The organism is Nonlabens ulvanivorans, assembly GCF_000732625.1.
Lineage (GTDB): Bacteria > Bacteroidota > Bacteroidia > Flavobacteriales > Flavobacteriaceae > Nonlabens > Nonlabens ulvanivorans.
In genome coordinates, this window is the sequence record NZ_JPJI01000026.1 from 52,312 (window position 1) to 71,868 (window position 19,557).

Here is a 19,557-nt window from a genome sequence, read left to right on the forward strand (position 1 = left end):
CGACTTATCTTTTATGATACGTCTTCTCATTTTATTATTAATCCCCATAAGCAGCATGTATACTTCAGATATTATCAATTTTGGTAAAGATGGGAATACTATGGATTGGGTTATTATAAACGATGGTGTCATGGGTGGTTTATCACAAAGTACTGCTGTTTCCTATGATAATTACGTTTTATTCTCGGGTACCACATCGTTAAAAAATAATGGTGGATTTGCCAGTTATCGCAGTCCCTACGGGAATTATAATCTTAAAGATTATAAAGCCGTTGAAATTAAGTTTAAAAGTACTGGACGCTCCTTTTATTTTCAATTAGACGCATATCGCTCTTGGTGGAATCCTAATTACAAACATCAATTTTCTAGTAATAATAATGAATGGATAACCGTTCAATTACCTCTAACTGAATTTAAAGAATATAAGGTAGGTCAACAAACTGGAAAAAAAATATCCCAATCACAACTAGACGATGTCTTGCGATTGGGAATAATTTTATTAGATAAAAAAGAAGGTACGTTTGAATTACAAATAGACTACATCAAGTTTATTTAGGCTTTCAATTTATTTCTATGGTAATCAACAAGACCTTCTATCGGTCTACGAACAATATTACCAACCTCATAGCCAAATTCTGCCGCGACTTGCTTTATTCTAGCTTGGGCAAAGTGAGCAATACTACCTACAAAGTGTACTTCGTATGATTTTATTTCTTCTCTAAATTGTAAAATCATATTACGTGAAAATTTACGCAATCCCTTTCTTAGCAACTTTTTAATGTAACGTTCTTCAAGGTTTTGAAAAATAAACTCTGCATGATGAGCAAGAAAAGCATTAGGATTAGGTTGCTTATAGAGATGGAATTTTAAGTAATCGGGATCCATATTATAAGCCTTTTCAAATTTCTTCATTAAATCCGACGGCATATTTTTAAATCCATAATCTCTCAATAGATTTTTTCCATACCAGTTACCACTAGCTTCATCCATAAGTGTATACCCTAGAGAAACTACACGTTGCTCAATAGTATCGCCGTCGCTGAAACAACAGTTAGAACCAGTTCCTAGTATACAAACGATACCGGGCTCATCACCTACTGCGGCATATACTGCTGCTGCTGTGTCTTCTTTAACGGTTACCTGCGCGTTTGAAAAATAGTTTTTTAATAAATTTTCCAAAGCTAGTCTAGGCTTTTCAGTACCACAACCAGCACCATAGAAAAATAGTTGCTCTACTTGATCTTTGTGAGCTACTAATTCTTCACTTTCTAGAATGCGCAATGGTAATTCTTCGATAGTAAGAATCGCAGGATTCATACCACCAGTTTTTACTTTAAACAATTGCTCTCCATTATTATCAAGTGCAATCCAGTCGCACTTAGTAGAGCCACTATCTGTAATTAAAATCATAAAAAGTTATTTAATAAAGTCTATCCTTGAGCTGGATAGAAAAAAGAAGGCTATCGATGTAGAATCAATAGCCTTTTTAAAATTATAGCGAGTGTACTTTCTCTGCTAGGTCAACTAACTTATTTGAATATCCAAACTCGTTATCATACCAGCTTACTAATTTAAAGAACGTGGAGTTCAATTCAATAGCAGCACCTGCATCATAGATACTAGTTCTAGCATCACTTACAAAATCCTGAGATACAACAGCTTCATCAGTATATCCTACTACACCAGCCATAGCTCCTGTAGACGCATCTTTAAACGCTTTGTTAATTTCTTCTAGAGAAGTCTCTTTACTTAATTTAACCGTTAAATCTACTACAGAAACATCAACAGTAGGCACACGGAAAGCCATACCCGTTAATTTACCTTTTAACGATGGAATTACCTTAGTTACTGCTACGGCAGCACCAGTAGTTGCAGGTATAATATTATTCATAGCACTACGACCTAAACGATAGTTCTTCTTGCTAGGACCATCCACAGTTGCTTGTGTTGCCGTTGCAGCATGTACCGTAGTCATTAAAGCCTCTGCTATACCAAAGTTATCATCAAGAATCTTTGCCATAGGCGCTAGACAGTTTGTAGTACATGAAGCGTTAGATACAATTTTATGATCTGCTGTTAATTCATTGTCGTTCACACCCATAACAAACATAGGCGCTGTTTTAGATGGTGCAGATATTACAACTTTCTTTGCTCCTGCATCGATATGTGCTTGAGCACTATCTAAATCAGTGAAAATCCCTGTACAGTCTGCAACAACGTCTACTCCTACTTCATCCCATTTTAAGTTCTTTGGGTCACGCTCTGCAGTGACACGTACCTGTACACCATCGATGATTAAGTTTCCATCTTTGATTTCAATAGATCCACCATAACGTCCATGTACAGAATCGTATTCTAGTAAATATGCTAATTGCTCCACATCTACTAAATCATTGATTGCTACTACTTCTACGTTGGCACGTTCTAGAGTTGCTCTAAATACGATACGACCTATGCGACCAAATCCATTGATTGCTAATTTCAGTTTTTTACTCATATTATTTAATTGTTAGTTCTTGTTAATTGTTGTTTGCACGCTTTCGCGAAAGCGTATTTAAAAAATTCTATTAAACCGTCATAATATCAGATACTCTTAAAAGCTCTGTGTCAATTTCAGTTTTTCCTTTAACAGCCATATCCAATGGACATAACTCTATCTTATTATTATTGATACCGACCATGTAATTAGTCTTACCTTCTAGAAGGCTTTCAACAGCTTTAACACCCATGCGACTCGCTAGAACACGATCCCAACATGATGGTGATCCACCGCGTTGCATGTGACCCAGCACCGATACACGTACCTCATACTCTGGCATGTTCTTCTCTACATAATCTTTAAGTTCAAATACATTATCGCCGGTTTTATCACCTTCTGCTACGACAACGATACTAGAAGATTTACCAGATTCACGACTACGCTTTAAACTCTCTACCAGACGATCTTTTCCCATATCTTCTTCAGGGATTAAGATTTCTTCTGCTCCAGCACCTACTCCAGCATTAAGAGCTATATGCCCTACATCGCGTCCCATAACTTCTACAAAGAATAATCTATTATGTGAACTAGCGGTATCTCTAATTTTATCGATACATTCTACTACTGTATTTAATGCTGTATCAAAACCTAGCGTTGAACTGGTCCCATAAATATCATTATCTATAGTACCTGGTATTCCCATTACAGGAAAATTAAATTCTTCATTAAAAACCATTCCACCGGTAAAACTACCATCACCACCTATGACTACTAGAGCATCCATACCTGATGCCTTTACATGCTCATATGCTTTCTTCCTTCCTTCTACCGTGCGAAATTCTTGTGAGCGTGCGCTTTTAAGTATAGTTCCTCCTTTATTAATAATGTTATTGACACTACGTGCCGTCATTTCTTTAAAGTCTCCTTCTATCAGTCCTTGATAACCACGATAAATACCTAAACATTCTACACCATGAAATGCACAGGTACGTACTACAGATCTTAAAGCAGCATTCATCCCTGGAGAATCGCCTCCAGAGGTCATTACACCTATTTTCTTAATCGTTTGATTCATTGCGTTTTTCATATAATCCATGCTAATCTAGCAAAGAATCCTTAATGAAACTCATGTTTTATTCTATATTTAACCAATTCTAATAATTCAAACGTTATCGTTAATAACTTTTACCTATGGCACTAGAACTCATTGACTTCCTAATCATCATATCGTTCTTTTTGGTCTCCCTTTTTGTAGGAATTGCTGTCTCAAAGAAAAGTTCTAAGAACGCTTCTTCATTTTACTTATCAGGGCGCAATATGCCGTGGTGGCTTTTAGGAGTTTCTATGGTCGCAACAACTTTTGCGGCAGACACGCCTAATCTAGTCGCAGGAATTGTGCGAGACACTGGTGTTGCAGGAAATTGGGAATGGTGGGCTTTTCTACTTACTGGTATGCTAACTGTCTTTTTCTATGCTCGATTGTGGCGACGTAGTGGAGTTACTACAGATTTAGAATTCTATGAATTAAGATATCAAGGTAAAAGCGCTGCGTTTTTAAGAGGTTTTAGAGCGATCTATCTAGGTGTTATATTCAATATCATTATTATGGCTACTGTTTGCCTAGCAGCTATTAAAATAGGTAATGTTATGTTTAACTTTACAGCTGGTGAGACACTGTGGATTGCATCCATAGTTACCGTTCTTTATTCTTTACTAGGTGGACTAAAAGGTGTTTTAATTACAGACTTTATTCAATTTATAATAGCCATGGTAGGATCTATATGGGCTACTATGTACATTCTAGACTTACCTGAGGTCAATGGAATGCAAAACCTCATCACGCATCCTAATGTCGCGAGTAAGATCAACCTATTGCCTGACTTTTCTAATACAGAGTTGATGATGGGCATCTTTCTAATACCTCTTGCAGTTCAATGGTGGAGTACCTGGTATCCTGGTGCAGAGCCTGGTGGTGGTGGCTATGTGGCACAACGCATGCTTGCTGCAAAGGATGAGAAAAATGCTACATGGGCGGTATTATTTTTCAATCTAGCACACTATGCACTACGCCCATGGCCATGGATTATAATAGGTCTGGCTTCTCTTATTATATATCCTAATTTAGAATCACTGGCAACAGCATTTCCTAATCTAGATCCTAAGTTTGTAAAAGATGACTTGAGTTATCCAGCGATGCTCACCTTTTTACCAGCGGGATTATTAGGTCTAGTCATTACCAGTTTAATAGCAGCCTTTATGAGTACGATATCCACTCATTTAAATTGGGGTTCTAGTTATGTGGTGAACGATTTCTATGCGCGGTTTGTAAAAAAGGACGCTAGCGAAAAACAAAAGATTATAGTTGGTAGAGTTTCTATCGTTATTATGATGGCTTGTGCTGGTTTACTATCCCTAGTTTTAGAACAGGCCAAAGATGCTTTTGACCTAGTCATACAAATAGGTGCTGGATCTGGTTTACTCTTTATATTACGATGGTTCTGGCATCGTATAAATCCATGGAGTGAAATTACGGCTATGGCTAGCTCGCTAATCATCGCCATGATCTTTTTTGCAGACAGCCGTTTAGACACGCAATTATTTGCAAACTGGGCAGGATATGAAAAGATCTGTTTTAATGTTGTAATAACCACCACGGCATGGCTTATCGCCACATTTGCTACCAGACCTACACAGGCAGAGACTTTAGATCATTTTAATCACGTCATCTTTGGTAAAGAATCAAAGTTCCATAATTTTCCAATAAAAATATTAGGCTTTTTTATGGGAATCATCGGTGTCTATAGTCTCTTATTCTCAATAGGCAAATTTCTCTATGGAGATGTCGCCATGGGTGCTAGTCTTATGGGACTATTTATCATATGTGTGTTAGGGTTAATCGCCTTAAGAAAAAAGTTATTTTAGAGGTTAAGGACATTGCTTAGGCTTTATAGTATCAATATGATCCTTTACACGCTTGCGCGAAATGGTGGAATTAAAATCAATTAAAGATATGAATAAGATAGAAACCATAAGAAACGGCGAAGGCCAAAACTATAACTACTCACAAGATCACTGCTTTGTAAAACTATCCTCAGATCAAACTAATGGAGAATTATGTATTGTTGAGGATACTTTAAAACCAGGTTTTTATTTACCGAGACATCATCATAAATTGATGACCGAAATCTTTTATATTTTAGAAGGTGAGGTCGAGTTAATTTTTGATGATCAAACTATTATACTTGAGAAAGGAGACACGATAACCGTACCTGTCAACATCTGGCATGCTGCTCGTTGTAACCATGGCGGCAAGATGCTTACTATTTTTAAAAATGGACAGTTTGACAAGTATCTAGAACGACTTTCTAAAATGTCTGATCAAGATTTTGAAAATGAAGATTTAATGCAATCTGTAGCTGTATCATTTGACATCTATAATGACTAATTAGTCTTTACGTTTTTTTATTCTTTAAACTTTTTTAAGTTCCAGTAGTCATATGGCCAACTTAAAAGGACAGTTATGAGATTTAATGGATTCTTATGGTTATGTATTGCGGCATTTACCACTTATAGTGCGCTAGCAATGATACAAGAACCTACAGACGCTACACGTATCACAGATCATCATATCAATTATACAATAGATCAGGATTCTAATTATATATTTTTAAACATAAGTACTACACATAAAGAAACCACGCTCTCTATTCTTAGACATGGACTTACCGTTTACTTTGATGAAACTGGTAATAAAGAGCGAAACGTTTTTGTAAGGTATCCATACCACAACACACCACAACGCCCTAATAGATCTTCTAGACCGCAAAATAACACTGACGAGGCGCCATCTATCGATTATCAAGAAATCATTGCCAATATTCCAGGTGAAGCAGAATATGCTTACTATGGCGATCAACAAGAATTCCATAAAGATTTAAACGCTTTTGACATCTCAATGGGCTATCAAATGACCGGAGAAGAACAAGACACTCTTGAATATTCAATAAAAATCCCTAAGAATAGAATTACTCAAGATGATAAACTTGATTTATCAAAGCTTACCATAGGTATCTTTACAAACATGCCAGAAAAAAAGAAAGATCGTGAAAGTCCATCAGATACTGGTGTCAGTATGCGAGGAGGCAATCAACGTGGCGGTGGCCGTGGTGGATCTGGTGGCGGTAGAGGTAATCGTGGTGAGAGACCATCATCCCAAAAAGAGCCTACACGTATCGACTATTGGTTTAATGCAGGTTTAGAGTAGAAATAGTATAAATAAAAGTATTTTCTTTCCTCAAAGCTCAAAGGCTCTCAAGATGTTTCTTTGGGCTTTTTAAATTAAGTATTTTTAAAAGATAAAACTTGTTTCTATAGTCATCAATATGTTTTCATATCTATAGTTCAGGTATTTATGGTCGATAATAAATGTGATACTCGCTTTCGCGAAAGCGAATGAAACAAACTCACATAAAATCTAAATTAGATGAAATATGACGACTAGTATTGTGGTATTTGTGGTTTCGGCGGCGTTGATTGCTGGAGCTTTATGGGGTATTTATGGTAGCCTAACTAAAAAAACAGAAGGATTTCTAGTAGCTCTTGCTGGCGGAGCTTTATTAGTGTCTGCCTTACTAGAACTAATTAATCCAGCTTTAGAAAACAATTCAGTTTACATCACTCTTGCGGTTGTTTTTATAGGAGCTACCACCTTTACAGGCTTAGATTATCTAGTTAAGAAAAAATGGGGTAATAACAGTGGTGGTGGTTTACTAGCTGCAATCACTTTAGATGGTATCCCTGAGAATCTTGCATTAGGTGTTGCTTTAATAGGTGCTGGCCCATTATCTGTAGCAGCTTTATCGGGTTCAATTTTATTATCTAATTTACCCGAAGCAGCTGGCGGCGCTAAGGAAATGTCTGAAAACCATTCTAAAAAGAAAGTGCTTTTATTATGGATAGCTACAGCAGCAATACTTGCTATGGCGGCATTAGTGGGACATTTTTTACTATCTGATGTTAAGCAAGAATACTTGAATTACATCAAGAGTTTTGCCGGTGGCGCTGTAGTAGCATCACTAGCCCTAGAAGTGTTTCCTAAATCATTTAAAAAAGATAAGTATTGGACTGGAATTGCCACTACTATAGGACTAATTCTAGCATTGTTTTTGAATTCGTTAGGTGAATGATATGATAAATAATCATCAAGATTTTAGATAAGTTTTTTAAAGCTAGAACATAGGATATTAAACATCTTGTTAAACCTTCCTTAGACCCTTAATTAATCTATATTTTTGTATCATTATTTTAATACTTATGAAAGACAATAAAGTTCTCAATTATATAAAAGATATCATTAAAAATCATCCTGCAGATTGGTTAGGTCTTACGACACATAGACTGGATATTTATAATGAAAAGCTTGCAAAAACTCAATTCCTAGACCAGTTAGAAACTCTTTATAGTAAAAATAATGCTAGTACTGGAGCTCTAGCTGTATTGCCCACAGCCTATGACTACATAAGGTTAGGTCATCCACTGTCTAGTGTGTTAGAATGGGGAATTGCTCATCTACATGGGCTAGATGCAGAAAATGTTATTAGCTTTTCATCAAAGACAATTCCTGTTCTTGCTGTGTTGAGAAAAAATTTATTGGAAGATAGAGATACCCAAATTAATTACACTGGTGAGCTACCTGCCATTTTAAATTCAGAACTTTTAAAAGAGGTTTATGGATATCATTTTCAATTGCAAAAGGTAAACGCTCCATCTGATGTAGCATCATTTAACGGTAGTACGATTTTTATAGCTGAACACGATGAAATAAATACAGTAGATTTAAATTCAAATATTGACTTCTCCATTAGTTTACATGGTGATTTAGGTAGTATTCTAGTCATTAATAGCTCTCTAGATAAAACCTTTATTTCTGACATACAACATGTACGTAGACGAGAAACTATTGCGATGACGCCATCTAATTCACTAGTGGCCTTAAAATCTCTAGTAGACCAAAAGCCTATCGTTTTAGAAAAAAACAATTTAAGTGCAGATAAAACAAGTGTACTCAACTCTATCAAAGAAATTACAGGCACAGAGTTAACGCCTTTAGTCGCATCTAGTGGTTTATCTATACAATATGCTATAATGATGGGACTTATACACGATGCACAAGTAAACCATCCTGGTAAAGCTATTAAATTTATCGTACCACCTAATTGTTATGGCGGAACTAATGATCAAGCTAGACGTGTTGCTGCTTGCTTAAATAATGTAGAAGTTGTTGATTTACCAGTAGATGGTGATAATGATATGGTACAAAGTGTCGATCTTGTTTTAAATCAAATCGCTGCTCAAGATGCTGTCCCATATATTATTGCTGAAATACCAACAAACCCAAGAGTTGAGGTTCCTGATCTAGTGGCTTTAAAAGAAGCTTTAAGTAAAGAACGCAAAACGCCTGATGGAACTATAGCAATAGATCCAGTATTTATATTAGACCAAACCTTTTGTCCTAATGTACACTTTTTAGGTGATGGAAAGATGTTATCTACGGTAAGAACTATTTCTTATGCTAGCGGTTCTAAATTTCCAAGTGGTGGAAAGTGTACTGCGGGATACTGTGTAGGTAATAATAAGACTAGTGCTTTAATTGATAAGATAGATTTGCACTTAACATTGTGCGATAATGAAGCTACTGCTTTACAATACGAAATTCTTGCAGCACAATTACCATCAATGAATCAACGTATCAAAGATGCTTATAAAAACACTCGTGAGTTTGTGACATTTGTCCAAGAAATTTTGCCTAATGCAAAAATCAATTTTGTATCTGAAGAACTTGCAGAACAAGGATTTACTCCATCTGTATTTTCACTTGATCTTCCTACTCAAGGGAATAATGACGAAGAACGTGAGAGATATAAGCGTGAGTTAAACCTTAAGCTTATTAATTTAATGATTACTGAGATTCCTCAAGAGAGTAAATTTTGCGTGAGTTATGGACAGCTTAAAGGTTGCTATTGGACCATACCTGCAACATCAACACAAGGAACGACTAAAGAAGGTGATAAGGATTATATTGTAAGAGCTTCTTTATCGCCAGATCTAGATTTAGATCTACATAAAAAAGTTTTTAAAGACTTTGTAGATAGCATCTAAATTTAATTGATGTCATTGTCATATTAAAAAGGCTGTTAAATCTAAGATTTAACAGCCTTTTTAAATATCAATTTAGGTTAATTAATTTTTAGAATTAATATAGTTTGCAAGAAAATCAGCATCCTTAGAAACACCACCTAATGTTGCTGATCCACGTGTATACATCCATGGTAAGCCCATAAAGTACAAACCTTTAATATTGCTAATACCGCGATAATTTTTAGGATAATTATTAGCGTCTAGTTCTAATCCTTCTATCCATGAAAAATTAGGTCGATAACCTGTTGCCCAAATAATATTTTTAATAGTTGAGACTTTTTTATTTTCAAAAATTATCTTTTGATCCGATGCATCTTTTGTTCTTCCTACCGGTATCACATTTTCTCTAGATAGTATTCCTTTAACGTCCGTACCAATTACTGGTTGTGTAGATGAATTAATCTTCTTTCCTATCCAGCTGTATTTATTATAATTTAAAAAACCGGTTATCGTAAACCACCACCATAAGGTTTTTCCTAAAAACTGTTGTGGTAATGACTTTACTGTAGTGTCTCCAGAAAAATAAACTGTTCTCGTAGAATCTTTAGAAATTTCATTAAGAATCTGGTAGCCAGAATCTCCTCCACCTACTACTAGAGCATCACCTTCTTGTAATTGAACAGCATTTTTATAGTAATTACTATGAATCTGTAATATTTCTTGAGAAGCTTTGGTATGGCAAGGTGGAGTATAAGGAATGTGAAAAGGACCTGTAGCGACTATGACATTTTTAGACTCTATAAAGCCATCTTTATACTCTATTATAAAAGTCTTCTTATTCTTGCGAACAGAGGTTACTAAGGTGTTTAACTGTATAGGAATATCAAACTTTTTAACATAGGATTTAAAATAGTTTGCTACTTCAAATTTAGTTGGATAATGATTCTTAGGAGCTCTAAATTTTAATCCTGGTAAATGATTGTATTCTGTTGGAGTAAATAGTTTAAGAGAATCCCATCTATTTAACCAAGAAGCACCAACTTCCTTTTCACCATCAATAACGATAAACTTTTTATTTTGTTTCTGTAAGTGATAAGCCATGGACAAGCCTGCTTGTGCGCCACCAATTACTACATAATCCAACATCTAGTTACTCTTTATAATTCGTTGCAAAAGTAAGGACTAATAAAGTGTTCTTTAGAATACAAAGTACTGAAGAAGTAAGACCATCAAACTTTTTTAATTGTCGAATTGGTCGATTCATACTGCGCATAATCAGTAGAATGAATAAGATTATAAAAAAACACGCAACAGAACGCCTTAAGTATTTAAAAATCAATGTTTTAAACAAAAATAAATCATTGTAATATTATAATTTAATTATTAATATAGTACTTGCCAGTAAGGTTCTTATTGATATCTTTAAAATATCTTGAACCTTTAAAAAATGAATTGATTTTGATCTTTTAAGAATCGCTCTTTTCATTTCACATTTAATTTTCTAAGAAGAATGAATCCATTTTTAGCAAACCTTATTGTTCAGTCTACAAAAAACTTTAGAGATAAAAAGAAGTACCCTAAAGGGAAACCGTCTGAATATAAACTCGCTAAAAAATATCACGATTTCATAGTCTCATTAAAGCGTAATTTTAAAAATTTCATTCTCATTATTATTGGAATCTTTTCAGCGTCTTTTGGGTTTAAAGGTTTTTTACTTACTAATGATTTCATAGATGGCGGTGCTACCGGTATATCACTACTAGTAGCAGCGGTAACTGGTGTCCCCTTATATATCTTAATTATAGCTGTCAATTTACCTTTTGTAATTTTAGGTTATAAAATTATGGGGCAACGATTTGCCATCAAGACGGCTCTAGCGATAATGGGCCTTGCTCTTTGTGTTGCCGTTGTACCTTTTCCTAATGTTACTGATGATGACTTACTAGTGGCTATTTTTGGTGGGTTCTTTTTAGGAGCAGGTATTGGGTTATCTATCCGTGGTGGTGCTGTAATTGATGGAACAGAAATTCTGGCTATATTTTTAAGTAGAAAATTCTCTACTACCATAGGTGACATCATTATCCTTATCAATATTATCATATTTTCCGTCGCGGCCTATTTTCTATCGATAGAAATTGCCCTGTACTCAATGATTACATACATAGCAGCTTCTAAAACATTAGACTTTGTAATAGAAGGTATTGAAGAATATATAGGTGTTACCATTATTTCTTCACAAAGCAATCGTATTAAGGAGACTCTAGTCGGTAAATTAGGTCGTGGTGTCACGATCTATAAAGGACAAGGCGGATATGCAAAAAATGGAGTTTCAAAAGATATGGATATCATATATACTGTTATTACCCGTCTAGAATTAAATAAACTTAACACTGAAATTGAAAAAATTGAACCCAACGCTTTTATAATTATGAACAGTATAAAAGACATTAAAGGTGGTATGATAAAGAAAAGACCTTTGAAGGGTTAAGATTTAATTATAACATATCTTACATGACATTATCAAATGTTTGTAACTTAAACAATCTGTATGATAATGGATACATATTTACATTTTGAGTTTTTATTAGGACGATATCTCAATGATTAGTAATAACTTAAGCTTTCTAACAAGTTAAGCGATTACCGCATAACAGTTCAAAATTTAAATAAGCTTTATGGAAAAACATGATTTCAGCAACTTAAGTGTTGTATATGTAAACTGTACTTTAAAGAAATCTCCTCAACATAGTCATACAGACTCCTTAATTGATGTTTCTCAAGAAATAATGAGAAAGGAAAATGTAAAAGTAGAAACCATCAGGTTCATCGACCATGATGTTGCAAGTGGCGTTTATCCAGATATGACAGAACATGGATGGGATAAGGACGAGTGGCCTTCTATATTTAAAAAAATTATAAACGCAGATATATTGATCATAGGAACACCTATATGGCTAGGAGAAAAATCATCAGAAGCTCAAAAGCTTATCGAACGATTATATGCCATGAGTGGTCAGACTAATGATAAAGGACAATATAAATTCTATGGTAAAGTAGGCGGCTGTATGGTCACTGGTAATGAAGATGGCGTTAAACATTGTGCCATGGGAATACTCTATTCATTACAACATGTAGGTTATTCTATCCCACCACAAGCAGACTGTGGATGGATAGGTGAAGTAGGTCCTGGTCCTAGTTATGGCGATACAGAATGGCAAGGTGAAAAAATCAATCCACCAGTAGGTTTTAAAAGCGATTTTACCAATAGAAACACCACATTTATGACCTATAACCTATTACATCTAGCCGCAATGCTTAAAGCAAATGGAGGATATCCTAGTTATGGAAATTCTAGAGCGCAGTGGGATGATGGCAAGCGATGGGAATTTGACAACCCAGAGTATAGATAGTCACAACGCACCTAGCAATAGATTCAAAGATTAATAAGGCAAATTACTACAGAAAGTTTGCTTCAAACCAATCTTGAACATTTGATTCGATACGATTTTTAATATCACTGGTATCTGATTTTTCAAATTCTTTACCAGTGATTTTTTCATATAATTCGATGTAACGATCACTTACAGATAAAATGTAATCATCATCCATTTCTGGTAATGTTTGACCTTCTAATCCTTGAAAATTGTGAGATATTAACCACTGACGCACAAATTCTTTACTCAACTGTTTTTGAGGTTCACTCCTATCTTGACGAGCTTGGTAACCTTCTGCATAAAAATATCGAGAGGAATCTGGTGTATGGATTTCATCTATTAAGACTATTTTGCCGTCTTTGGTTTTACCAAATTCATACTTAGTGTCTACCAGTATTAAACCTCTCTTTTTGGCGAGTTGACTACCGCGTTTAAATAAATCACGAGTATATTTTTCTAAAATTTCATAATCATGCTCACTTACAATACCACGAGATATGATGTCTTCTCTTGATATATCTTCATCATGATCACCCATTTCTGCTTTAGTAGCAGGAGTAATAATAGGCTCTGGAAATGGATCGTTTTCCTTTAAACCATCTGGCATGGCTACTCCACAAATCATTCTACGTCCAGCTTTGTATTCTCTTGCAGCGTGGCCACTCATATAACCACGTATTACCATTTCTACTTTAAATGGCTCGCACTGGTAACCTATAGCAACATTGGGATCTGGAGTTGCAAGTAACCAGTTAGGAACAATGTCTTCAGTAGCCTGCATCATTTGTGTAGCTATCTGATTAAGAATCTGACCTTTATAAGGGATACCTCTAGGCATTACTACGTCAAAAGCACTTAACCTATCACTAGCTACCATGATCAATAGGTCATCATTAACGCTATACACCTGGCGTACTTTACCTTTATAGACATGAGTCTGGTTAGGGAAATTAAAATCTATATCTGTAATAGTATTTGGTAAATTCATAATGCTTGTGCTGTGAATTACAAATTTCAAATATTCTTCTTAAATTTTAGAGAAAAATAGAAGGATATTTTTAATAAGTTATTGACTAGATATGAAAAATATATAATATTGATGTTTACGCTTTCGCGAAAGCAAAAAAATACAATTAATTTCTATTCTCAATATCCTTATAAGCGGCAATAACCTTTTTTACAAGTCTATGACGCACCACATCGTTGTCGTCTAGGTACATCATACCTACTCCATCAACATCTTTAAGGATCAATAAAGCCTCCTTAAGTCCAGAAATAACACGTCGCGGTAAATCAATTTGTCCAGGATCGCCAGTAATGAAAAATTTTGCATCTTTCCCCATACGTGTTAGGAACATTTTCATCTGTGCATGTGTCGTGTTTTGAGCTTCATCAAGAATCACAAAAGCACCATCTAGCGTTCTACCTCTCATAAAAGCGAGCGGTGCAATTTGAATAATTCCTTTCTCTATATAAGTAGAAAGCTTCTCTGCTGGGATCATATCTCGCAAGGCATCATAAATAGGCTGCATGTATGGATCTAGTTTTTCTTTAAGGTCACCTGGTAGGAAACCTAAATTCTCACCAGCTTCTACAGCCGGTCTAGTCATAATAATGCGTTTAACCTGTTTCTCTTTAAGTGCTCTTACAGCCATTGCTACACCCATGTATGTCTTACCTGTTCCAGCAGGTCCGATGGCAAAGACCATATCATTCTTCTTAGTAAGTTCTACTAGTTTGCGTTGATTAGGAGTTTTGGCCTTAATTATCTTTCCACTTACGCCATGTACTAGAGTATCACCACTACCTTTTGCGTTATCATAGTCCTCTCTACTATTGCTAGTTAGTACTCGTTCCATAATATTTTCATCCATCGTATTATACTTTCCGTAATGCTCTAGCATCATCTGAATACGTTTATCAAATTCTTGTAATTGTTCTTCATCACCAAAAACTTTCATCGTGCTGCCACGTGCGACTATTTTAAGTTTAGGAAAGTGCTTTTTTAAGAAAGCTAGATTTTTATTTCTAACCCCAAAAAACTCTCTAGGATTAGATTCTGAAAGGTCAATGATAAGTTCGTTCAAAAGCGTATAATTATATGAATGATTGCGTTTATTATTTTATAATTTTGCTAGAGCATGTAACACTTGCAAAACTTGTAACAATTTAAAGAATTGAATCAGGAAAATAGCAATTGTAACAAAAATTTAATCCTTATTTAATTAACAACTTTCCAGCACCTTTATGCCTATAATAACATTGACCACAGATTTTGGATTAAAAGATCCCTATGTAGGCGCGGTTAAAGGAGCAATCTTTAATGAATTGCTAGATATTAACATTGTTGATATTTCGCATCTCGTTACTCCATTTCATATTGCCGAAGCGGCATACATCATTAAAAACGCCTACTACACTTTTCCGAAAGGGACAATTCATATCATAGGTGTAGATGCAGAGCATACACCAGATAATAAGCATGTAGCAGTTTATATGGATGGTCATTACTTTGTCTGTGCAGATAACGGTATTATGTGTTTACTCACAGCAAAATTTAACGCAGATAAAATTGTTGAAATTAACATCCACGATCGTATTACTTCAAACTTTACGGTGATGGATGCTTTTGTACAAACTGCTTGTCATATAGCTCGTGGAGGAACCTTAGAAGTAATTGGGAAACCTATTGAAAGATTAAAAAATATATCTGGCATGCAACCAGCCGTTGCTAATAATTCTATTAATGGTCAGGTTATCTATATCGATAACTATGGTAATGCAGTAACAAATATTACCAGAGATCTGTTTAAATCCACAGGAAAGGGACGAGAGTTTACACTTACTGCACGCAGTGAGAAACATTATAAAATCTATGACCATTATTCTGGCTTCATAGATTTTAGTAAAGAAGATTATAAACGTGATATCGATGGTAGAGCTATAGTGATTTTTAATAGTTCTGGTTATATAGAAATTGCAACTTATAAATCTAACCCGATTACCATAGGTAGTGCCAGTAGTCTCTTTGGACTTAAAGACAACACTCCTATCAACATAAAATTTAACGAGACATGATAGTACGTATCGTAAGAATGCATTTTAGACCAGACGCTGTCGCTGCTTTTGAGAAATTGTTCGACACTCATAAAGAGCAAATACGCGACCAAGATGGTTGTAGTTTACTAGAACTTTATCAAGATAAAGAAGATTCATGTAGCTTTTATACCTATAGCTATTGGGAAAATGAAGAAGCACTTAATAATTATCGACATTCTGCGTTATTCAGTGAGGTATGGCCAGCTACTAAAGCTCTTTTTGATCAAAAACCATCAGCCAACTCTTTAAATAAGATACATAGTCTTTTATGAAAGCAATTTATTTAAAAGAATTAAGAAGCTATTTTTCTAGCATAACGGGTTACCTAGTTATTGCTATTTTTTTACTTGTAACCAGTCTTTTCCTTTTTGTATTTGATGGCGAGTTTAACATCCTTAATTATGGATTTGCAGACTTATCGCCTTTCTTTTTACTGATACCATGGTTATTTATTTTTCTTATTCCAGCGGTTACTATGCGCAGTTTTACTATTGAACGCAATCTAGGAACCCTAGAAATGATTTTTACTCGACCTATATCATTTAGAAGCATTATAGCTGGAAAATACCTCGCTGGTGTCACTCTTATCGTTATCGCCTTGCTGCCTACTTTGTTATATGTATTTACCATAGCACAGTTAGGAGAAAAGGTAAATAATCTAGATATAGGAAGTACCATCGGTAGCTATGCTGGTGTAATGCTATTAGTTTTATGTTATGTCGCAATAGGTGTATTTTGTTCTTCAATTACTTCCAATCAAATTATAGCCTTTTTGCTCTCGGCCGTTTTGTGCTTTATAATGTATTTTGGATTTGAAGGTTTCTCTACGGTTATTGAAAATGATGGACTGGCTTTTCTAGGCTTAAAATATCATTACGAGAGTATGGCACGAGGCGTTATAGATACTAGAGATGTCATTTACTTCTTGAGCATTGCTGTATTGTTTTTCGCTTTAAGCGAATTGAGTCTTAAAATAATCACCCAGAAGCAATAAGAATGAAAAAGATTGTTATTTCCCTTATCGTTATTGTTGCTGCGCTAGTTCTTATAAATTATGGCGCTAGTAAATGGTACGAACGTTTTGACCTAACCAAAGACCAACGTTATACACTATCACCTGTCGCAACACAACTGGCAGAAAGTGTGGAAAGCACCATGCTTATAGATGTATTTCTAGATGGTGAGCTACCACCAGAATTCCGTAAACTACAGTCAGAGACACAGCAATTACTGGAAGAGTATGCTGCAATTAATAAGAATATAAAATTCAATTTTGTTAACCCGACAGAGGATGAAAGCACAGAAGCAGTAGAGCAAATAACGATGCGTCTAGCTCAATATGGCATTAAACCAGCCATGGCTACAATTATGGAAGGAGGAAAAAGCACAAAAGTTGTTGTGTTTCCATGGGCTATAATGGTATATAATGGTAAAACTACTGCTGTACCTTTATTAAAAACAGTTGCTCGTGCCACGATGGAAGAACGAGTAAACTCATCTATACAACAGCTCGAATATCAGTTTGCCGATGGAATGAGTAAAGTTATTAATGAAAAATCTAAAACAATTGCCGTTTTAAGAGATAGTGGTGAGTTGAGTGATTTACAGATTAGAGACTTTATTAAAACCTTACAGCAATATTATCGGGTTGCACCTTTTGGAATTGAATTTGTAAAGGATAATGATAGTGTGACTCCTGTAGATGTTTTAAATCAACTCAATAAATTTGATTTAATCATTGAGCCTAAACCTACCGTTGCTTTCAGTGAGACTAAGAATTACATCATCGACCAATACATCATGGATGGTGGAAAAATGTTACTAGCCGCAGATCCGATTATATTTGAAAATGATAGCCTTGCAAATCCACAATCTATAGGTTATGGAATGCCACGAGATTTAAATCTAGACAACTTACTATTTAAATATGGGTTAAGACTCAATAACGGAATCGTAAAAGATGAACGTGCTGGCGGTCTTGCACTAGCCACTGGACAAGGTCGTAATACACAATATGAAGCCTTTGACTGGCCATACTACCCTATTTCAAAATCTGATAGTGATAACCCTATTACTAAAAATCTAGAAGAAGTAAAATTTGAATATACCGGTACCATTGATACTCTTAAAAATAGTATCAAAAAGACAGTACTATTAAGTACATCACCTGATACTCAAATTAAAATATTACCTGCCGCTATATCTCTAGCAGAACTAGATCAACCGATAGATCCACTAGCAACCAAAGTCGGTGAAAAGCCTCTGGCCGTTCTTGCCGAAGGTAGTTTTACAAGTGCCTATAAAAATAGAGTAAAGCCTTTTGAAATGACTAATTCAATAGATGAAGGTAAAGAAAGTGCTATCGTTTTAATTGCAGATGGTGACGTTATGAAAAATCAAATCGACGGCGGAAAAGCTCAAGAGCTAGGATATGATATGCGTACAGGAGCGCTTTACGGTAATAAAGAGTTTTTAATGAATACCGTTAATTACCTATTAGACGATACCGGATTAATACAATTGCGTAGTAAGAATATAACCGTTCCTTTTCTAAACCTCAAAAAGAGTTATGATGAGCGTACAAAATGGCAATTAATTAATGTTTTATTACCACTAATTACAGTAGCAATATTCGGTTTAGTATTTAATTATTTAAGAAGGAAAAAGTATTCTGTTTAGAATCTCAACAGGTTTAAAATGAATTTTTTAATATAAAACGCTTCTTAATTATTCTCCAGATGTTTTCTTTACATATTGAGTTAACAGCACTACTTGTGTAGGACCTACACGGCCTTCAATTTGATCTGCATTATCATGTACTAAAGAGATATTGCGCACAGCAGTACCACGTTTTGCGATAAGACTTGATCCCTTTACATCAAGATCTTTAATAATCACAACACTATCACCTCTTTTCAAAATATTACCATTAACATCTCTATGAATAATCTGTGGACCACGTTGTATTCCTTCCTCTGCCCAGTTTCTAGTATCATCCTCTAGGTACATCATATCTAGTAAATCTTGAGGCCAGCCTTCTGCCTTCAATTGATCTAACATTCTATAAACAACCACTTGTACTGCCGGTATTGTACTCCACATAGAATCATTAAGTGCTCGCCAGTGATTTACATCGATCTTACTATGATCCTCTAATTGTTCACGACAGACTTTACAAGCTAATATCGAAATATCTTTCACATTCTTAGGCGACTCAGGCACCTCATAAACAGCAAGTTCCACTTTTTGTTCTAGGGTATCTGTTGACGAGCAAAGTTCACAAGCGTTTCCAGATCGATCTTCTAATTGTTTCAGTAAGTCTGACATGTTTATTTTTTAAGAACGGCAAAGGTAAAAAACCTAAACGCTTTAAATAACAATTTGTAAAAATCTTCTTTCATTCCATTT

General features: G+C 35.1%; 19 protein-coding genes. 12 read left to right on the forward strand and 7 right to left on the reverse strand.

From position 1 onward, the window contains the following. The first annotated feature begins 55 nt into the window (after positions 1–55). Positions 56–556: a CIA30 family protein gene (locus IL45_RS04020; protein WP_051788640.1), complete on the forward strand. Its 501-nt coding sequence runs from the start codon at positions 56–58 to the stop codon at positions 554–556. On the opposite strand, the gene IL45_RS04025 is transcribed toward IL45_RS04020, so the two are convergent. From IL45_RS04025 to pfkA, 3 genes are all read right to left on the reverse strand, one after another. Continuing rightward, positions 553–1,410, reverse strand: a complete 858-nt coding sequence (locus IL45_RS04025; RefSeq protein WP_036580644.1) for a BadF/BadG/BcrA/BcrD ATPase family protein — start codon at positions 1,408–1,410, stop codon at positions 553–555. The genes IL45_RS04020 and IL45_RS04025 overlap by 4 nt on opposite strands. Before the next feature lie 82 nt (positions 1,411–1,492). Next, positions 1,493–2,497 (reverse strand): type I glyceraldehyde-3-phosphate dehydrogenase, encoded by a 1,005-nt coding sequence (gene gap / locus IL45_RS04030; protein WP_036580647.1) that lies wholly within the window; start codon positions 2,495–2,497, stop codon positions 1,493–1,495. A gap of 70 nt (positions 2,498–2,567) precedes the next feature. After that, a complete protein-coding gene (gene pfkA, locus IL45_RS04035; RefSeq protein ID WP_036581996.1) occupies positions 2,568–3,554 on the reverse strand; it encodes a 6-phosphofructokinase in 987 nt (328 codons plus the stop codon). A 116-nt stretch (positions 3,555–3,670) separates the two neighbouring features. On the opposite strand from pfkA, the gene IL45_RS04040 reads away from it, so the two are divergent. From IL45_RS04040 to IL45_RS04060, 5 genes are all read left to right on the forward strand, one after another. After that, entirely contained in the window at positions 3,671–5,401 is a 1,731-nt protein-coding gene (locus tag IL45_RS04040) for a sodium:solute symporter family protein (RefSeq protein ID WP_036580650.1), read from the forward strand. An 88-nt stretch (positions 5,402–5,489) separates the two neighbouring features. Further along, positions 5,490–5,924, forward strand: a complete 435-nt coding sequence (locus IL45_RS04045; protein ID WP_036581998.1) for a cupin domain-containing protein — start codon at positions 5,490–5,492, stop codon at positions 5,922–5,924. A gap of 75 nt (positions 5,925–5,999) precedes the next feature. Further along, on the forward strand, positions 6,000–6,743 hold the full coding sequence (locus IL45_RS04050; protein ID WP_036580652.1) for a hypothetical protein: 744 nt from the start codon (positions 6,000–6,002) through the stop codon (positions 6,741–6,743). A 226-nt stretch (positions 6,744–6,969) separates the two neighbouring features. Continuing rightward, complete coding sequence (locus tag IL45_RS04055; protein WP_036580653.1) at positions 6,970–7,665, forward strand: ZIP family metal transporter; 696 nt, start codon at positions 6,970–6,972, stop codon at positions 7,663–7,665. A 127-nt stretch (positions 7,666–7,792) separates the two neighbouring features. Continuing rightward, the gene (locus IL45_RS04060) at positions 7,793–9,637 is read left to right on the forward strand and encodes a PLP-dependent aminotransferase family protein (RefSeq protein ID WP_036580656.1); all 1,845 of its coding nucleotides are present in this window, start codon (positions 7,793–7,795) and stop codon (positions 9,635–9,637) included. An 81-nt stretch (positions 9,638–9,718) separates the two neighbouring features. On the opposite strand, the gene IL45_RS04065 is transcribed toward IL45_RS04060, so the two are convergent. Beyond that, positions 9,719–10,762, reverse strand: a complete 1,044-nt coding sequence (locus IL45_RS04065) for a flavin-containing monooxygenase (RefSeq protein WP_036580658.1) — start codon at positions 10,760–10,762, stop codon at positions 9,719–9,721. 364 nt (positions 10,763–11,126) lie between these two features. On the opposite strand from IL45_RS04065, the gene IL45_RS04070 reads away from it, so the two are divergent. Further along, positions 11,127–12,104: a YitT family protein gene (locus tag IL45_RS04070; RefSeq protein WP_036580661.1), complete on the forward strand. Its 978-nt coding sequence runs from the start codon at positions 11,127–11,129 to the stop codon at positions 12,102–12,104. Between the two features lie 187 nt (positions 12,105–12,291). Beyond that, positions 12,292–13,026 (forward strand): flavodoxin family protein, encoded by a 735-nt coding sequence (locus IL45_RS04075; protein ID WP_036580664.1) that lies wholly within the window; start codon positions 12,292–12,294, stop codon positions 13,024–13,026. A gap of 46 nt (positions 13,027–13,072) precedes the next feature. Here the strand turns inward: IL45_RS04075 and IL45_RS04080 are convergent, their stop codons facing one another. After that, positions 13,073–14,038 carry a phosphoribosylaminoimidazolesuccinocarboxamide synthase gene (locus IL45_RS04080; RefSeq protein WP_036580667.1) on the reverse strand — a complete coding sequence of 322 codons (966 nt, stop codon included), beginning with the start codon at positions 14,036–14,038 and terminating at the stop codon, positions 13,073–13,075. 145 nt (positions 14,039–14,183) lie between these two features. Continuing rightward, entirely contained in the window at positions 14,184–15,137 is a 954-nt protein-coding gene (locus tag IL45_RS04085) for a PhoH family protein (RefSeq protein ID WP_036580670.1), read from the reverse strand. A 160-nt stretch (positions 15,138–15,297) separates the two neighbouring features. Between IL45_RS04085 and IL45_RS04090 the strand changes: the two genes are divergently transcribed. The 4 genes from IL45_RS04090 to gldG are packed head-to-tail and all read left to right on the forward strand — an operon-like array spanning position 15,298 to position 18,828. Then, positions 15,298–16,128, forward strand: coding sequence for an SAM hydrolase/SAM-dependent halogenase family protein (locus IL45_RS04090; protein WP_036580673.1), 831 nt, complete (start codon positions 15,298–15,300; stop codon positions 16,126–16,128). Next, a complete protein-coding gene (locus IL45_RS04095) occupies positions 16,125–16,421 on the forward strand; it encodes a putative quinol monooxygenase (RefSeq protein ID WP_036580676.1) in 297 nt (98 codons plus the stop codon). Before IL45_RS04090 ends, IL45_RS04095 begins: the two co-directional genes overlap by 4 nt. Further along, positions 16,418–17,143, forward strand: a complete 726-nt coding sequence (gene gldF / locus IL45_RS04100; protein ID WP_036580678.1) for a gliding motility-associated ABC transporter permease subunit GldF — start codon at positions 16,418–16,420, stop codon at positions 17,141–17,143. Before IL45_RS04095 ends, gldF begins: the two co-directional genes overlap by 4 nt. A gap of 2 nt (positions 17,144–17,145) precedes the next feature. Beyond that, the gene (gene gldG, locus IL45_RS04105) at positions 17,146–18,828 is read left to right on the forward strand and encodes a gliding motility-associated ABC transporter substrate-binding protein GldG (protein WP_036580680.1); all 1,683 of its coding nucleotides are present in this window, start codon (positions 17,146–17,148) and stop codon (positions 18,826–18,828) included. 48 nt (positions 18,829–18,876) lie between these two features. Here the strand turns inward: gldG and IL45_RS04110 are convergent, their stop codons facing one another. Then, positions 18,877–19,476, reverse strand: a complete 600-nt coding sequence (locus IL45_RS04110) for a PhnA domain-containing protein (RefSeq protein WP_036580684.1) — start codon at positions 19,474–19,476, stop codon at positions 18,877–18,879. Positions 19,477–19,557: the final 81 nt, after the last annotated feature.